Annotated in this window: 18 protein-coding genes and 3 pseudogenes; 5 read left to right on the top strand and 16 right to left on the bottom strand. The window is 64.2% G+C overall.

Annotation, left to right across the window (positions count from 1 at the left end):
- Positions 1–137: 137 nt before the first annotated feature.
- The 12 genes and pseudogenes from ACV7NQ_RS37185 to ACV7NQ_RS37130 all read right to left on the bottom strand — a co-directional run.
- Positions 138–398, bottom strand: a pseudogene (locus ACV7NQ_RS37185) (acyl-CoA dehydrogenase family protein); the annotation flags it as partial.
- Positions 399–533: 135 nt separating this feature from the next.
- The gene (locus ACV7NQ_RS37180) at positions 534–800 is read right to left on the bottom strand and encodes an acyl-CoA dehydrogenase family protein (protein WP_463363818.1); all 267 of its coding nucleotides are present in this window, start codon (positions 798–800) and stop codon (positions 534–536) included.
- A gap of 383 nt (positions 801–1183) precedes the next feature.
- On the bottom strand, positions 1184–2089 hold the full coding sequence (locus tag ACV7NQ_RS37175) for a LysR family transcriptional regulator (protein WP_463363817.1): 906 nt from the start codon (positions 2087–2089) through the stop codon (positions 1184–1186).
- Positions 2090–2204: 115 nt separating this feature from the next.
- The gene (locus ACV7NQ_RS37170; RefSeq protein WP_463363816.1) at positions 2205–2570 is read right to left on the bottom strand and encodes a hypothetical protein; all 366 of its coding nucleotides are present in this window, start codon (positions 2568–2570) and stop codon (positions 2205–2207) included.
- A gap of 599 nt (positions 2571–3169) precedes the next feature.
- Positions 3170–3316, bottom strand: coding sequence for a DUF1059 domain-containing protein (locus ACV7NQ_RS37165; protein ID WP_463363815.1), 147 nt, complete (start codon positions 3314–3316; stop codon positions 3170–3172).
- 655 nt (positions 3317–3971) lie between these two features.
- Positions 3972–4586: a transposase gene (locus tag ACV7NQ_RS37160; protein ID WP_463358709.1), complete on the bottom strand. Its 615-nt coding sequence runs from the start codon at positions 4584–4586 to the stop codon at positions 3972–3974.
- A 20-nt stretch (positions 4587–4606) separates the two neighbouring features.
- Positions 4607–5245 carry a transposase domain-containing protein gene (locus ACV7NQ_RS37155; RefSeq protein ID WP_463365557.1) on the bottom strand — a complete coding sequence of 213 codons (639 nt, stop codon included), beginning with the start codon at positions 5243–5245 and terminating at the stop codon, positions 4607–4609.
- Positions 5246–5331: 86 nt separating this feature from the next.
- A complete protein-coding gene (locus ACV7NQ_RS37150) occupies positions 5332–5571 on the bottom strand; it encodes an EthD domain-containing protein (RefSeq protein WP_463363814.1) in 240 nt (79 codons plus the stop codon).
- 95 nt (positions 5572–5666) lie between these two features.
- Positions 5667–5876: an imine reductase family protein gene (locus ACV7NQ_RS37145; protein ID WP_463363813.1), complete on the bottom strand. Its 210-nt coding sequence runs from the start codon at positions 5874–5876 to the stop codon at positions 5667–5669.
- Positions 5846–6889: an L-glyceraldehyde 3-phosphate reductase gene (gene mgrA / locus ACV7NQ_RS37140; protein WP_463363812.1), complete on the bottom strand. Its 1044-nt coding sequence runs from the start codon at positions 6887–6889 to the stop codon at positions 5846–5848. Before mgrA ends, ACV7NQ_RS37145 begins: the two co-directional genes overlap by 31 nt.
- A 175-nt stretch (positions 6890–7064) precedes the next feature.
- A complete protein-coding gene (locus ACV7NQ_RS37135) occupies positions 7065–7565 on the bottom strand; it encodes a DUF2231 domain-containing protein (RefSeq protein WP_463363811.1) in 501 nt (166 codons plus the stop codon).
- A 96-nt stretch (positions 7566–7661) separates the two neighbouring features.
- Positions 7662–8333, bottom strand: coding sequence for a response regulator transcription factor (locus ACV7NQ_RS37130; RefSeq protein WP_463363810.1), 672 nt, complete (start codon positions 8331–8333; stop codon positions 7662–7664).
- A 201-nt stretch (positions 8334–8534) separates the two neighbouring features.
- Between ACV7NQ_RS37130 and ACV7NQ_RS37125 the strand changes: the two are divergent.
- Positions 8535–9066 (top strand): annotated as a pseudogene (locus ACV7NQ_RS37125) (nitroreductase family protein); the annotation flags it as partial.
- Positions 9067–9242: 176 nt separating this feature from the next.
- On the opposite strand, the gene ACV7NQ_RS37120 reads toward ACV7NQ_RS37125, so the two are convergent.
- On the bottom strand, positions 9243–9683 hold the full coding sequence (locus ACV7NQ_RS37120; RefSeq protein WP_463363809.1) for a MarR family transcriptional regulator: 441 nt from the start codon (positions 9681–9683) through the stop codon (positions 9243–9245).
- Here ACV7NQ_RS37120 and ACV7NQ_RS37115 point away from each other — a divergent pair.
- Both ACV7NQ_RS37115 and ACV7NQ_RS37110 read left to right on the top strand, forming a co-directional pair.
- Positions 9591–10064 carry a hypothetical protein gene (locus tag ACV7NQ_RS37115; protein WP_463365969.1) on the top strand — a complete coding sequence of 158 codons (474 nt, stop codon included), beginning with the start codon at positions 9591–9593 and terminating at the stop codon, positions 10062–10064. The two genes, ACV7NQ_RS37120 and ACV7NQ_RS37115, sit on opposite strands and share 93 nt — an antisense overlap.
- Positions 10065–10106: 42 nt before the next feature.
- Positions 10107–10379 (top strand): SSI family serine proteinase inhibitor, encoded by a 273-nt coding sequence (locus tag ACV7NQ_RS37110; protein ID WP_463363808.1) that lies wholly within the window; start codon positions 10107–10109, stop codon positions 10377–10379.
- 80 nt (positions 10380–10459) lie between these two features.
- Here ACV7NQ_RS37110 and ACV7NQ_RS37105 read toward each other — a convergent pair whose 3' ends face one another.
- Entirely contained in the window at positions 10460–11329 is an 870-nt protein-coding gene (locus ACV7NQ_RS37105; RefSeq protein WP_463363807.1) for a class II glutamine amidotransferase, read from the bottom strand.
- A 564-nt stretch (positions 11330–11893) separates the two neighbouring features.
- A pseudogene (locus ACV7NQ_RS37100) lies at positions 11894–13037 on the bottom strand (IS3 family transposase).
- Positions 13038–13147: 110 nt separating this feature from the next.
- Between ACV7NQ_RS37100 and ACV7NQ_RS37095 the strand changes: the two are divergent.
- Complete coding sequence (locus ACV7NQ_RS37095; protein ID WP_463363806.1) at positions 13148–13585, top strand: MarR family winged helix-turn-helix transcriptional regulator; 438 nt, start codon at positions 13148–13150, stop codon at positions 13583–13585.
- A 91-nt stretch (positions 13586–13676) separates the two neighbouring features.
- On the opposite strand, the gene ACV7NQ_RS37090 is transcribed toward ACV7NQ_RS37095, so the two are convergent.
- On the bottom strand, positions 13677–13814 hold the full coding sequence (locus ACV7NQ_RS37090) for a hypothetical protein (RefSeq protein ID WP_463363805.1): 138 nt from the start codon (positions 13812–13814) through the stop codon (positions 13677–13679).
- Positions 13815–14106: 292 nt separating this feature from the next.
- Between ACV7NQ_RS37090 and ACV7NQ_RS37085 the strand changes: the two genes are divergently transcribed.
- Positions 14107–14835, top strand: coding sequence for a copper homeostasis protein CutC (locus ACV7NQ_RS37085; RefSeq protein ID WP_463363804.1), 729 nt, complete (start codon positions 14107–14109; stop codon positions 14833–14835).
- Positions 14836–15299: the final 464 nt, after the last annotated feature.

Here is a 15299-nt window from a genome sequence, read left to right as displayed (position 1 = left end):
CGTCGGCACCCTGGTGTGCAGGTAGCGGACAGCGGCAATGCCTGCCGTCCGGCGCGGCGCAGCTTCGCGGTGCCGTCGTTGGGATCGCGCAGATCGACCAGCCGCGCATGCGGCACCACGGTGCCGTCGAAGACGACCGACTGCGTGTCGGAGGCGCGCAGGCCCAGGTGATTCCAGGTGGGCTCGACGCGCCATCCGGTCGCGGAGCGGTCGAGCAGGAAGGTGGCCGCCCGCGGCTGCGGCTCGGCGGTGCTGGTCGTGACGGTGAACCAGGTGAGCCCGGAAATGCCGGTGGCGTATGCCTTTTCGCCATCGATGCGCCAGTCGCCTGACGGCAGGCGGGTCGCGGTCGTCGCCGGGACGCCGCCGCGCGACAAGCTGCCCAATTCCCGCTCCACCGCGAGCACGTTGATCAGCGCGCCGTCGGTCACAGCCGAACGCAGCACCAGTTCTTTCAGCTCGGACGGCCAGGGGTTCTCGGGGCGCAGCAGGCTGAGGTGGTTGGTGTAGTTCCACTGCAGGATCAGCCCGACCTATGGATCGGCGGCGCCGACGCGCTCGATCACCTCGACCGCTTCGGCGATGCCCGCTCCGCGACCGCCGTACTCGACGGGCACGGTCAGCGCGGGCGCGTCGATCGCGTGCAATGCTTCGAAGGCCGCGAACGGGAACTGCCCGGTGCGATCGTGTTCTAAGGCGTGTGCGGCGATCAGCGCGAGCGCGTCCACTAGTACGTCCTCCGCCAGCCCATGCGCCTGTGCCTGTGCCTGTGCCTGCTGCGCGGCTACCACGGCTGTCATTCGACCGTTCACCCTCCTACCAGCGTCATGTCGCGCGCGGACAGCTCGAGACCGAGGTTGCCGCGCAGCGTGTCGTGTGTGTACCTGTCGCGAATAATCCGGCGCATCAACACCTCCGGGAAAATATGCGAAGCCAATTTGTGGATGTCTGCGCCGATTTCGCACGGAATAGCGCTCAGGGCGCGAAGAATCGGGACGAATACTCGACGTCACCGACAACAACACAATGGCACGACCGGAGTCTCGATCAGGATTCGGGTGAATGCCATGAGAACTCCTTTCCATAGTGCCGCTTCGCATTCCAGTATCCGAACAGGCACACCGCGGAACAAGGCAGCCGACCTACGAGGATCGTTTAGTTTTTCTCAAAACAACCGAAGACTTCACGATGCCAATTGCGCCGGCCGGTCGATCGTGCGCAGCGCCCGAATCGCGGCGGCGATCGCGGGCCGCTCCAGCGACGCCTGCCGGTAGGTCACCCCGATCTGACGCGATCCGTTCACGATGGTGCATGCGATCAGGTGCCGGTGCTCGTCGGCGACCGACATCTCCGGGACAATCGTGACGCCGAGACCGTGCTCGACTATCTCGGCCATCCCGGCGAAGCTCCCGCTGCGGTGCTCGATGCGTGGCGCGAAACCCGCTTCCCGGCAGGCGTACATCACCGAGACGATCGAAGGCGCGCCGTCGCGAGCGGCGATCCAGTCGGCGTCGCGGACCGCGGCCAGGCCGTGCTGCCTGGCGCGTTCACGCAACCCGGGCGGCGCGAGCAGCACGAGCGGGTCGCCGAACAGAAACTCCGAGGACAGGCCGAGCGGCGGGTCGCGGGCGCGGAAGGAATACGAATAGGTGATCGCCAGATCGACCTCTTGCTGCCGCACCGCCGGTACCGAATCCACCGGCATCAGATCGACCACCCGTACTCGCAGGCCGGGATTCTCGGCCATCAACCGTGCCGCCGCGGGCAGCGCCAGCCGCGACTGGGCGGTGCGGAAAGTGGCCAGGGTGAGTACCCCGGTGACCGCTTCTGCCGTCGCCGCCACCGCGCTCTCGGCTTCCTCCAGCGCCGCGATGATCCGCGATGTGTAGTCGACGAGCACCCGGCCCGCGTGTGTCAGCCGCAGCACCCGTCCTTCTCGCCTGGTGAGGACAGTGCCCACTTCGTCTTCCAGAATCCGCAACTGTTGAGACACGGCAGACGTAGTGATGCCGTGCAACTCCGAGACCGCCGTCATGGTGGTGCGCTCCGCGAGGTCACGCAACAGGATAAGGCGTCGAATGTCGTACATGAATTCCTCGCTTCGACTGCTGGCATCCGGTACTCATCATCGGCAACAGCAACGTTCGAGGAAATCCTTACGATCACAGCGATTCTGTGCAGTGTGGCTTTCAGACCCGGTTACCTCAGACCCGGACCAGCTCGGCCGCGCTCGCCGCACCCGGCGCCGCGGACAGCAGGCGTCGGGTGTACTCGTCGGCGGGGGCGGCGAAAACCTGCACCACCGGCCCGGATTCGACCGCCTTTCCGGCACGCATCACCGTCACGTCGTCGCCGGTAGTGCACTCCGGGACGATCAGGCTCAGCCGAACATCGTCTGCGCCGGCGGCAAGGTGTCGCTGGACCTTGGTGGCGATTGCGTCCGAGTTGCCATAGCCGAGGATGTCGTCGACTGCACGGTCGGCCCCCTGTGCAAGTTCGTCGTGGGAGTACCCGTATCGGAGGAGGTTCCGGGCATAGGGTGAGCCGAGCCTGGCGACTGTGGTGGACATGAACTGGCGCGCAACGGCTTTCGCGTGGTCGCGGTCCTCGTCGACCCGCGACTGTCAGCCCGACGATGAGGAGTTTGTCGGGTCCGAGGATTCCTCTGGCGTGAGTGGTGACGGCGGGCGGAATGAGCGTGGGGAATGCGCCGTCAGTTATCCGATCGGCCAGTTCGAGCATCTTGGGTCCGTTTGCGGCGAGAACACGGGTAAGCCGCCTCCGACGCCGGGAATATTTGCTCGGGCGTGCTCATCCGTTCAATGTAGTTGCGGATGGTGGTGAGCGGGCGCCCGTACTCCTGGCCGATAGCGGCCGCTTGGGCGGGATAGCCGACACCGAGACCCAGAATGAATCGCCCTGGATATCCCGTCTGATCACCGGCGTGTATCTACGTGGGTCGAGCTACTCTGCGACGGTACCGACGAGCTCGTGTCGACGCTGCCTGCTGATCAAGCGCTCAGGGTATGGATGTGGCGGTTCACCGAACAACCCGGGCGGAAAGCTCGAGCCCACCGACTCGTCGATCTCTTCTTCGACGGCCTTCGTCACCCAACCACCGACCTGAATACCGTGGAACCCGCGAGCACGCCCTTCGCCTCCTGCGAGGTCAGTACGCGATAAACAGGATCTCGTCGCGCGAGTACTCGTGCCCTGGATGATTCTCGGCCAGGTGGGCCTGCGTCTTCTGCACAAGATCGTCCTCGTCGGTCCCGACGATGGCTTCTCCGCAGGGGCAGTTCAGGTTTCGCTTCATCAGCCGTCCTTCCTCCTCGATCGATAGCCTAGGCCGTGCGGACCTCACCCAGGCGACTGCACCGTACGAACGCGACGACCCACTCGTGCAGGATCAGTGCGGATCGCACGCGGCGCACGGCAACAAACGGCGCCTAGTTGCTGCCGTACAGCGCCTCATAGTGCGAGGTCGGGCCGCAAGTCGACCTGCCTGGTCTGTCATCTTCCGGTCCGCTTGTCGCCGTATTGATTTCGCTGATACAGGGCAGGCGACGACGTGGGATCCGGTGCGAATCAGGTGGTCATGTGTTCTTCGACGGTAAAGGATTTTGTGCGCGACCGATCGAGAAAGGTGTGTTCATCATCGATGACGCCCGAGCCGGGGGCATACATTGCCGCCACCCAGGACCAATGCCGCTTAGCTCGCCCCCTGTAGAGCTGTGACCGGCGGTTTTGCGGATGGTCGTCGTTGTGTCGGCGTGATGCAGCTTTGGTTGGCCAGCCGGATGGTAGCGGGTCCGGTGTGACGGGTTCCCTTGTCTGCCTTGCGTTTTACTCGGAAGCTGTTGTGTCTGGCGCGTTTGACGACGCGGGGGTAGGAGCGGTGGCGGCGGGGGTTGAGGTGGCGTTTTGCGGTGATCTGTTCGGCGAGTTCGGTGTGGAGCTCGAGTTGGCGGTCAGGGGGAAAAACCGTCCGGGCCTGCGATGGTGTCGCGGGCGAGTCGGACGGTCTGGGTGAACTTCACGCGGTCGGGATCGATGCCGGTCTCGACCGCGGCCCGGCAGATCAGCGAGCAGATCGCGTAGTGGGCGATGAGGAATCCGTATATTTCCTGGCGGACCATGTCCGGGGTTTGCGAGCGCAGGGTTTTGGCGGGGCCGCGGAGCTGCGTCTTGATTTGCCTGTTCGCGGCTTCGTGTTCCCAGCGTTGGTGATAGGCCTCGGCCAGGATCAGCGAGGGTGCCTCGTGCGGGTCGAGGATGGTGGTGAGCAGGCAGATCAGCTCACCGCCTTCGCCACGGTCGGTGATCTCGTACTCGATGACGCGGGCGAAACGAGTCCGGTCCCAGTCCAACTCCTCCCCGGCTATGGCCGCCTCCAGCAGCTCGGCCCGCATTTTCGCCGGGGTTTTGGGCGCGAAAAGCAGTGTCACATAGGAGCCGTCACCGAGGCGGTCCACGATCGGCAGGTCCATAATGTCACCGAGACGCCACAACAGGTCGGCGTCGGTGTCGGCGCCCTGGCACCACAGTTTGAAACTGTAGAACCCCTGGTCACACACCAACATCATGCCGGGTTCGAGTAACCAGATCAGTTCGGCCGCGCGGTGCGTTCACCGGTGCCCTTGCCCACGACCGGCCCGATCACCGCGCCCAGGCTCACATGCGAGCCGCATTCGGTCAACGTCACCACCCGTGCCTGTGGCAACACTCCCTTGCTCGGTTTACCGAATTCCGTTGCGTTGGCCTCGGTGTCGGCCACGTCGAACACCATGCCATCAATCGAGACCAGCCTGCGTCGCGCGTAGAACGCGTCCAGGGTCAGCCGCGACGCCACCGGCACCGCGATCCGCTCGAACAGTGTTTTCATCGGCTCGAACCCCAGCCGCTGCCGGGCCTGGGTGATCCCACCCGAGGTCGGCAAACTCCACTTCGGATCCCAACAACGCCAAAGCCGCAGCGGCCCAACCAGTTTCCGCATCACCCCCTCGTAGTCCACACCTGCGAACAACGCCAACGCGACCACGAAATACATCACCAAATGCGGCGGCAACGTCCCACCACGACGCTTGGGCGCCTTGCCGTGCTCGGAAATCGCCATCTCCACCGCATCACGGTCCACCACAGCGGTCAACACACCCAACAACACCTGATCGATCAACGACACCGCACCCACATCCACCACGTCGGCGACGCTAACCCCAGCACCGACACGATCCGGCACCGACACGCCCAAAAACGCTCCACACCAACCAGTCTCACAGACCAACCAGCTGGCACTACATCGCAATCATGCCGATGACCTGCGAAAACACGTCAAGCTAAGTGGCATTGCACCCAGGACTCGTAGGCCGCGCGGTCGGGAAAGGTGAGTTCAGTGATGATGTCGACGTCGTTTTCCGTTGTGTCATCGGTGACGACGTAGTTGCGCCGGTAGCTCATCGGGGCGGGAGCCAGACTGGTGATCAGGGGCACGTGGTGGTGCTCGTAGTGTTCGATCAATTCGGTTCTGCTGATGCCGGGTTTCTTGACCAGTAGGGCGATGACCTTGAACATCGTGCTGGGTCTCCTGGTGCGTATTCGAATGTCATTGCAGTCACGATTGGTCGGAACTGTCGAAGACTTCCTGGCGATGCGGGGCCGACGGCCGGTCATCGTCGCTCCCCGGAGGGTATGTGGAACTGCTCGATCATCGCCGCGTAGGTATTGCCGCCGTGCCCATCGGCTACGGGCTGGTCGGTCAGGGCCTTGACGAACCTCGGAAGTTCGGCATTGATACCGAGGAAGCTCAGCACAGCCACGTCATGCAACGATCGGCGGAGCGTGGATTTCAGAGTGTGCCTTGGCGCGCTGCTCGCCACAGATCGACCGCACCGTCGTCATCGAGCAGTGCATCGATCTCGTCCAGTTCCTCGACGCCGAGATCGAGATTGTCCAGCGCGGCGACGTTCTGCTCGAGCTGTTCGGTCGATGACGCGCCGATCACCAGAGAGGTCACGCGCGGGTCACGCAGTGCCCACGCCAGGGCCAGCTGCGCCAGCGTCTGCCCGCGCCGCGCGGCTATCGCGTTCAGCTTGCGCAACCGCTCGATCATCTCGTCGTTCAGCAACTCGGTCTGGAACGACGTGCCCGCGGTGGCACGCGATCCCGCCGGAACACCGTCCAGATATTTCGACGTCAGCAGCCCCTGCGCGAGCGCGGTGAACCCGATGACCCCGAACCCCTCCTCGGCGGCGGTGTCCAGCAAACCCTCGGTCTCGATCCAGCGGTTGAGCATCGAGTACGACGGCTGATGGATCAGCAGTGGCGTGCCCAGCTCACGCAGCAGTTTCGCGATCTTCGCCGAGTTCTCGGCGGTATATGAGGAGATGCCCACATACAGCGCCTTGCCCTGCCGCACCGCGGCATCCAGCGCTGTCGCAGTCTCCTCCAGCGGGGTCGTCGGGTCGAAACGATGAGAGTAGAAGATGTCGACGTAATCCAGACCCAGCCGGGCCAGCGACTGATCGAGCGAGGCCAGCACGTACTTCCGGGAACCACCTCCCTGCCCGTACGGTCCGGGCCACATATCCCACCCGGCCTTACTCGAGATGATCAGCTCGTCGCGGTAAGCCGCGAGATCCTCCCGCAGCAGGCGCCCCGCGTTGATTTCGGCCGACCCGTAGGGCGGACCGTAGTTATTGGCCAGATCGAAGTGCGTAATACCGAGATCGAATGCGCGCAAAGCGATCGCACGCTGCACATCGAACGGGCGATCGTCACCGAAGTTGTGCCAGAAACCGAGCGAGAGCACCGGAAGATCAAGACCGGACCTGCCGCTCCGGCGGTACCGCATGGTGCCGTCGTACCGGCTCGGCTCAGGAACATATGTCATCGCGATCTCCTCCAAAGACTTCGTTCAGCCTAGGCCAGGCACACCGCGCCGCGGCGTCGCGGTCAGTTCGCTCGTAGACCGTCGACTACGACATGGCGTATACCTGGCCGACCTCGCCGCGGACGTCCCGGCCGCGATGATCGATTTCACCGGTGTCGGTTGTCTGCGGATGCGCTCAGTCGGTTTGGTCATGCCAGACGGCTTTCGCGCCGCTGTCGCCGATGCGGTAGACCTGGATCGCCGAGCCGGCCGCCACCACGACTGCCACGATGGCAATGGCAAGAGCGACAGTCCTGTTCGCGCTGACTGCGTCGACGCGGCCAACGCGCGACCTCAGCCGGTTGCGGGCCCGCTCGCTGTGGATGACCCACCACGCGGTGGACAGCAGAAACACCGCGATTGACCAGATCAGCAATTGATCTCCGAGATGTGTGTGAGCTTTAACCAGCGGATTTCTCTCGGTGTGGTGTTCGAGCCATTCACCGGACTGTGTCGTGAGCGGGACGGCGACCAGGGTGGCGAATGCCACAAGCGGGGTGATGATGCCCAGGCGGCGCTGTGCGGCGGGCCAGAGCACCGTCAGTATCACCAGCAGCGCGGTAAGTGGCACCATCACGACGACGATGTGGACGAGCAGGGCGTGGGCGGGCAGCCCTGCGATCGTGGTTGGCCCCATGACGATTCAACTTCTCGGTCGCGACGGTCGGTTGCCGGTCGAGCGAAGAGTATGAGCCGATTCTTGGAGGATTCTTGGAGCCGGTCCGCACGGTGTTCAGTTGCCGAGCCGATAGCCGAGGCCACGCACGGTGTCGATGACGTCGCGGCCGAGTTTGCGGCGCAGGTAATGCACGTAGGTGTCGACGGTGCCGACGGTGTCGGCCCGGTCGAAGACCAGCTCGAGCAATTGGGGACGAGTGAACACCTGCCGTGGGGACCGGGCCAGAACCGCGAGCAGCGCGCACTCACGCTCGGACAATGCCACCTCGCCGAGGGGGTCGACCACCGTTCGGGTGGTCAGAACCAGCAGACGCGCACCGACCGGAAGCGACGCCGCAGCGGCGAGGTGCCGACGATGCAGGGCCCGGACCCGTGCGAGCAATTCAGGGATCTCGAACGGTTTGACCAGGTAGTCCTCGGCGCCGGCGTCGAGCCCCTCGACCCGGTCCGCCACCGCGCCACGGGCGGTGAGTACCAGTGCAGGGATGACGACAGCACGCTTACGCAGTGCTCGCAGCAGATCCAATCCCTCCAGCACCGGCACTCCCCGGTCGATGATCATCACCTCGAACTCCCGGGTCAATCCCCGGTGCAGCCCACTCTGTCCGTCGGTGGCGGTCTCGACCCGATAGCCCTCTTCGGTGAGCAGTGTCGACATCATCTCGGAGAGTTGGCGGTCGTCCTCGACCAGCAACACCCGCGGCGCGGCGATGTCGGTGACGAGCATGCTGCCAGCGTGCCATCGAATTTCTTCTCGGAGCGTTCAGGAGGCAAATTCTCAGAGCGTTCCAAGGGTAGATGCCCACCAGGGTGGTGCGCGGGAGACGTCCGCGGGCGTGATCGCGCCGATAGTCGACGAACGCCGCCTTGGTGGGGCGCACGCGATGAATCGTCGCGGCTGGCGGTCGCGCGGCGGGCCGGGACGGGTATGACACAGGCCGTGCCAGCCGACACGCTGCAGCAGCGCTACCGCGAACCCAATCGAATCGCGCCCGCACAGTGGAATCCGGTCCTGCGAGTACTGCACGATCACCGCTCCGTACGCCGCTATCGTGCCGATCCAGTCCATGATGCGACGCTGCGGCTGCTGATCTCGGCAGCACAATCCGCGCCGACATCATCGAACCTCCAGGTGTGGAGCGTCATCGCAGTGCGCGATTGCGCACGCAAGGCGCGGCTCACCGCACTGGCTGGCGATCAGGCCTCCATCGAGCAGGCGCCTGTATTTGCTCCTCTGGGTGGCCGACTTCGCTCGCCTGCGACAGCTCGCAGGCGACCGAGGAGCGTCATTCGACGGCGTCGATTATCTGGAATCCAGCTACGTCGGATTTATCGACGCCGCACTTGCCGTCCAGAACGCTGTTGTTGCCGCGGAATCCCTCGGACTCGGCACCGTGTATATCGGCGCCATACGGAACAAGCCGGAAGATGTTGCCGCGGCACTCAGGCGCGCGCAACATCGACCGCCTCCGCCTCCACCGAGAACGACACCGACGTCATTCTCACCGCGAAACCCCCACCACTGCATGGGATTCGACCAGGAAGGCAGCATTCGGACACCCGAATTGTTCAGGGACAAGTAGCTAGTACTGCACTACGTGGTCGACCACGTAGTGCCGCTTCCTCGATGCCTGATTCAAGCCGGATTGGGCATCGCGCCGTCCCGCTCGATAGCTCCCGCCATGGCGGCCTGACCATCGCTGTCCAACCATTGCTGTTCGGTCGCATGGACCGCCGCGGCGAGCCTGCGGTGCAGCACCACACCTCGTTTGCTCAGCCCGATGCGCACTTTGCGTCGGTCCGCGGCGTCGACCTCACGGAAAACCAGTGCGCGCGAGACCAATCGGTCGACGACTCGGGACAGGGTGGGCGCCGAGGTCAACGTCACGGCCCGCACCTGCGCCATCGGCAGCTCCACTATGCCCGCCAACGCCTCAAGGACCAGCCAGTCGTCCACCGTCACGTCTTCGGCGGCAAGCGCTCGATCGACCGCTGCGGCGGCCTTCCGGGCGGTGACGATCAGAACGGCGGTGCGAGAAGGTTCCACGACGCCTGTCCCCACCGCATCCTGCCGCATGGCTCGTCCTCCCGTTGCACGCTCGCATCCCCGGAGAAATGCTATCAGCCGCGCTCGCACGCGCTCACGCGCCGGTTCGCAGCGGACGCCCATGAATGGCAGTCCGGCGTCCTAGCGCGCCCGCGCAGAAGTCTGGCGGCTCGCCCCGAGGATGCCGTCGTCGCACTGATCGGGCGGACCGGATTCGATCCCGTCTACGGAGCGCGTGGTCTCCAGCGCGTCCTCCGCCGGACCCTCGCCGAGCCGGTGGCCGAGGCGATCCTGCTGCACCGGCCCGTTGGAACCGAACCGCTGTCACTGCGTGCGCGAGCAATCGATGGACTCGTCCGCATAGATCGTCCGGAACCTGCTGCGCAGGAGAGTGAGTTTACCGCTATATGAATCGGCTCCCCACTGGTGCAAGCACTTTCGGTTTTGCGGCACATGCCCGTGGCCCAATTCTGTTACACCCTAACGATTCTCGAGTTGCCGGGTGACCCACGACCGCAGACAGATCCGGCCTGCGACGAACTCGGAGCGGTCGGTGGTGATTTCGGCCAACTTCGGGGTGCGCCCATACGGTTCTGCCAATTCATCTATAAGCCGGTGACCGTTGCCGCGGACGGGATCTGGAATGGTGCGCCGGTGTCCTACCGTCACACGTTCCCGAACGCATGCATGGAACAGAACTCGGACAAGTACGTGTCCGGGTTCTGAACCCACATGGTTCGGACATCTTCGGGCTCCGGTTCCGGTGGTGGTGCGGTGCGTGACCGGGTCGCGGTCAAGCGTGAAGTTCAGTGTGCGGATTGGGATGCGGCCGCGCCGGGGCTCAGTTGTGCGAGCGACAACAGATGGCGGGGAGCAGAATCGACGACGACTCGAGACCGGACGTGCAGCTGACCATCTATGTGCAGGAGCTCACCCGGTGCCAGCGCGCGCCATCCCGGATCCTCGTCCATCCGCTCGCTGGCTACGACGACCGACTGGTGTGCCGCGAGGTGTCGACTGCGTGCGCGGACCGTGCCCGCTCGGCCGGCATGGTCAAGACCCCGCCCACCCCGCGCACCGCCCGCTGAACGCTCCAGCACGAACAACTCATGCGTGTCCGGGTACCGCAGAGCCCACAGCTCGGTCGGGGTGGTGAGTACCAAATTGAGTGCATACACGGGCAGTCGGTCCGCGATCCACCGCACCGCATCGGTGATTCCCGCCGTGGCATCGCCGTTGTGGTGTTCGGTGCGCTGCGTGATCAGGGCAAAGAAGCGTTCGGAATCCGTATCGCCCGCAACAAGATTCAGATAATCACCGAGTTCGGCCTCCAACTCCGTCAAACCCTGCAGGACGCCGTTGTGGGCGAACAATCGGCCCTGCTGGACAAAGGGATGGGTGTTGCGCAGGTTCAGGCCACCGGTCGAGGCATAGCGAATGTGCGCGACAAACGTCTCCGACTCGCGTTCTCTGGCCTCCAGCCCGAACTGGACATCCTCGTACGCCGCGATCGGTTGCTTCTCCACCAGCGGCGACCCGTCAACAGCGAAGGTGCCCAACCCGGTCCCATCGGGCTCCTGTCGGCTCTGCTTCGCCAAGCTGTCCGGCGAATCCAGCAACCAGAACGTCGCCATGACCCGACAGGGCGCGGCCGACAAACCGAACAAGCGACACATGACATCACCTCCGTGATCTATCGAGCCACAAATAAAACGCCTCGTCAGGCGGCCAGCCGCGGGCGCCCGAGCGGTCAGAAGTACCAGCGCCCGGTACCACAACGGTAGTGACGACGGCAACCGCACTGCCGAGCTCAGCGTCCCACTCGAATGTGGTCATTCATCCCACCTGTCCTGGTGGTTCGTGATTCGATTCACGAGCAGTGCTCGGCATTCGGGTCCATGCCGATACGCTCTCGGTCAGCGTCTTCGCTGTGAACGATGAGCAGGGACCCGGCGCACGTATTCGACCTGTACCAAGAAAGCGCCGCGTGGCAGTTCAGCAAATACACCGGTGGGCCTACTGCACCCGCCCGGCCCCTACTCAACTCTAGCTTGAACCCGCCTCCGACAATCAAGACACGACATCATGACGCGCGCTATGCGGCAGAAAAGTGTGTTCACTGGCAGGGCCCGGTTCAGCAAGCCCGCGCTCTTCAGGTCGACGTCCACTCTTGGTGCAATTGACCGGTCCCCGATGACGGAACCACCCGGTTTTAGAGCCAGGTTGTTTTCGATCCGTATTCAGTTGATGCCGCAGGCCACCGGGTGGTGGCTGTGGCTGCAGCGGGCAGCGTACTCGGCCGGGGTCAGATAGCCCAGCGCCGAATGTCGATGTCGTCGGTTGTGGTCTACCTTGTAGTCGCCGATGACGACGCGGGCTTCGAGCAGGCTTGTCCAGTGGTTCCGGTCGAGGCATTCTTTGCGCAGCCGACGGTTGAACGATTCGACGAATCCGTTATTCCACGGCGTGCCCGGTGGGATGTAGATGATCCCGACCCGGTTTGCGCAAAACTGTTGCAGCGCATGGGAAATCATTTCCGGCCCGTTGTCCATCCGCAACACCGTCGGCGACCCACCATGAGTGGTGAAGACCTTCTCGAGCTCGGTGACGAGCCGCTCGGCGGTGATCGAGCGTTCAACCAGATGCAATAGTGATTCACGGGTGTGTTCATCGACCATCGACGCGATCTTCACCGCTCTGCCGTCGATGGTGGAATCGAACTGAAAATCCAACGCCCACACCACCTTCGGTGCATCCGCATCGACCGGCGGCATCGACGAAACGCCGGCCCGTTTACGCGGCTGGTGCTCACGCACCTGCAGCCCTTCCTCCCGCCAGAGCCGATGCACCTTCTTCTTGTTCACCGAGCTGCCCTCGTCGAACCGCAACCGCGCCCACGCCCGCCGGAACCCGTGACACGGGTTCTTCGTAGCATACGAGCGCAGCCAGGCCCGCAAACCGGCGTCCGGATCATCCGGGGTCTGCGCGAGGGGCAGCCGCCGATACGTCGAACGAGCAAGCCCAACGACCTTGCACGCGAACCGTTCCGACACGCCCTTCACTGCTGTGAGCATGTCGACGGCACGGCGCTTGGACGCTGGGCTCAGAATTTTCCCCGGCTGATCTCCCGCAGGGCGTCCTTTTCCAGCTCCGCCTCGGCCAGCAGCCGCTTGAGCCGGGAATTCTGCTCCCGCAGCTCCTTGAGCTCCTTCGCCGCATCGGTATCCATACCGAAGAGCGGCGCCAGTTGTACAACGTCGCCGCCGACACTTCCAGCTCTGCGGCGATCTCCTCGCCCGACTTACCGGCCGCGGCCAGCTCATCGGCACGGCGCAGCTTCCGCACGATCTCCTCCGCGGAATGCCGCTTCCGTCCTCCAGCCATGATCCCAATCGTCCCTTCTGGCCCCTACCAGGGCCAACAGGACTCTAATACCGAGCGGTCTCATTCATTGGGGACGGGCCACAATCAATAGTTGCTTGTATAAAGAGATAGTGCGTGACCACACACCCGAGGATGCGTTCTTTCGCGAACTCAGTACTACCTGCGCGGACCTGCGACAAGCCTTCACCCTGCAGGTGGGGATGAGCGCACCTCGGGTGCAGATGTTCATACGGTTATGGCGCCACGGCGAGACCAGCCACAGCGACCTTCGACGGGCACTGGGAGTCGATGGCGCGAGTATCACCCGATTGGTCAAGGAGTTCGAGAGCGATGGGCTGATCGGCCGACGCCTCGATCCGGGCGACAACCGCTACACCCTGGCCGCCTTGACCCTAGCCGGCGAACGGGTCGCGGCCGACCTGGAGCTATCACACCAGGCATATCAGCAACAGTTGCTCAAGGGCATCACCGCCGGGCAGCAGCAGACCGTGTTGGACGTGCTGCGACGCATCCGGGCGAATATGACCGAACCTACGGAGACGACGTGAGAGATGATGTGCGGGCCAGCGTCCAACGCATGTACGAAGCGTTCAACACTCGCAATTTCACGGCTACCGAAGAGATCTTCACAGCAGACTTCTACAGCCATCCCCTGGACACGACCGGCCGGGCAGTGTCACCCGGGCGTGGCAATGGTTCCATGAGACGTTCCCCGACGCCCGCGTCGTTGTCGAGGACATGATCGTCGAGGGACACCGTCGCCGTTCGCACAACCATGAACGGCATCCCCGACCAGCAGCCACCGACCATGCTGGAGATCTTCCGAGTACGCGACGGGCAGATAGCCGAACTGTGGGCCCTGTCCTCCATGCGGCGAGACGCCTAGCGCGTTCCAGCACACACTCGCGGTCGGCGGTGGCGCGGTCGATCGCCCCGCCCGCGCCAGCGAATGTTGGCCGGCGCCCCTCCTTGACCGGATCAATCTGCTGAACTGGCCGAAGATCCAACCGGCCGGGATCTTGGTGCCGCCGATGTCGACGCCGATCCAGCTCAGTGGATACTCGCTGCCATGCGCGTGGAGATCAGTGTCGAGTCGGTCAGCGGAGTACGGATCGCCGAGCAGTCTGGCGCGGACCGGGTGGAGCTGTGCGCCGGCCTGTCCGAGGGCGGCTTGACCCCGAGTGCGGCCTTCATCGAGCTGGCCGTCGCGCGGACCATGAAGACCGAGGTGCACGTACTGATCCGGCCGCGGCCAGGCGACTTCAGGTACTCACGTGACGAGATTTCCATGATGGTCCGCGACATTGCGGCGGCTCGTCGGGCGGGTGCGCGGGGGATCGTGATCGGCGCGCTGGACTCGTCCGGTTCGCTGGACCCGGCTTGTGAGAGGTTCGTGGACGCGGCCGAGTACATGCAGACCACACTCCACCGGGCGATCGATATCAGCGAGTCTTCGGAACGGTCGCTTGACCGGGCGATTTCATTCGGGTTTACCCGCGTGCTGACTTCGGGCCGGCAACGTCGCGTGTTGGATGGCGCGCCTTTAATCAAAGACCTGGTGAAGCGGGGTTCCGGCGCGATCGAGGTGATGGCTTGCGGTGGTGTCCGGGCCTCGAACGCTGTGCAGGTTGTCGAGGCGACCGGCGTCTCGGACCTCCACGCGGCCCTTCGCGCGCCGGTACGTGGGGATACGAGGGGTGAGGTGTCGTTCGCGGATATCGGTGTGCCCGAAGGGTTTGACCGCTTCGAGACCGACGCTGACGGGGTCGCGGCGCTGTGTTCGGTCATCCGCGGCTGACCCGCCGTTCGCGTTGTTATGTACGAAGCCTCGCAGCGATCGCGCTGACGAAAATGGAAGGGCCGCCGCTGGTTCGCCTTCAGCGGCAAAATTGTGCGGCGCGTACAACGATCTACGGCATGAGCGCCCATCGCTGCAGCCCGCCAGGGATACGTTGACGGGCAACCGATCAGCGGCATGTGTGTGCATTCGGATGGCGACAGCCCGCCGCCCTCGTCGCGGGCGTGTACGAGATCCGAGGTGAGGTCGTCGCCGGGTTCCCGCTGTTTGCTCGTCACCAGTTCGTGCAAGAACGCCCCGAGTTCGTTCTGTATCGCGAATGCCACTTCGGGAGGGGTGGTGTGTGCCAACAGGGTGACGGTCCATTGCCGCAGCCGGGGCCGGGGGACTCTCGTCTATGGCAGGGAACGAAGGAAGGCTTGTCATGGGGAACCCCTCGCCAGCAGCGCTGGCCCGTCGGCGCG

This window comes from Nocardia sp. Tas62D01, from assembly GCF_055232035.1.
This window is presented reverse-complemented; position numbering and strand designations above follow the sequence as displayed.

Excerpts from the sequence above, each read along its gene's own strand:
- ACV7NQ_RS37180 (WP_463363818.1), bottom strand. The coding sequence starts at position 800 with ATGACAGCCGTGGTAGCCGCGCAGCAGGCACAGGCACAGGCACAGGCG.
- ACV7NQ_RS37175 (WP_463363817.1), bottom strand. The coding sequence starts at position 2,089 with ATGTACGACATTCGACGCCTTATCCTGTTGCGTGACCTCGCGGAGCGC.
- ACV7NQ_RS37170 (WP_463363816.1), bottom strand. The coding sequence starts at position 2,570 with ATGTCCACCACAGTCGCCAGGCTCGGCTCACCCTATGCCCGGAACCTC.
- ACV7NQ_RS37165 (WP_463363815.1), bottom strand. The coding sequence starts at position 3,316 with ATGAAGCGAAACCTGAACTGCCCCTGCGGAGAAGCCATCGTCGGGACC.
- ACV7NQ_RS37160 (WP_463358709.1), bottom strand. The coding sequence starts at position 4,586 with ATGATGTTGGTGTGTGACCAGGGGTTCTACAGTTTCAAACTGTGGTGC.
- ACV7NQ_RS37150 (WP_463363814.1), bottom strand. The coding sequence starts at position 5,571 with ATGTTCAAGGTCATCGCCCTACTGGTCAAGAAACCCGGCATCAGCAGA.
- mgrA (WP_463363812.1), bottom strand. The coding sequence starts at position 6,889 with ATGACATATGTTCCTGAGCCGAGCCGGTACGACGGCACCATGCGGTAC.
- ACV7NQ_RS37135 (WP_463363811.1), bottom strand. The coding sequence starts at position 7,565 with ATGGGGCCAACCACGATCGCAGGGCTGCCCGCCCACGCCCTGCTCGTC.
- ACV7NQ_RS37130 (WP_463363810.1), bottom strand. The coding sequence starts at position 8,333 with ATGCTCGTCACCGACATCGCCGCGCCGCGGGTGTTGCTGGTCGAGGAC.
- ACV7NQ_RS37120 (WP_463363809.1), bottom strand. The coding sequence starts at position 9,683 with ATGCGGCAGGATGCGGTGGGGACAGGCGTCGTGGAACCTTCTCGCACC.
- ACV7NQ_RS37110 (WP_463363808.1), top strand. The coding sequence starts at position 10,107 with ATGCCCGTGGCCCAATTCTGTTACACCCTAACGATTCTCGAGTTGCCG.
- ACV7NQ_RS37105 (WP_463363807.1), bottom strand. The coding sequence starts at position 11,329 with ATGTGTCGCTTGTTCGGTTTGTCGGCCGCGCCCTGTCGGGTCATGGCG.
- ACV7NQ_RS37090 (WP_463363805.1), bottom strand. The coding sequence starts at position 13,814 with ATGGTTGTGCGAACGGCGACGGTGTCCCTCGACGATCATGTCCTCGAC.
- ACV7NQ_RS37085 (WP_463363804.1), top strand. The coding sequence starts at position 14,107 with ATGCGCGTGGAGATCAGTGTCGAGTCGGTCAGCGGAGTACGGATCGCC.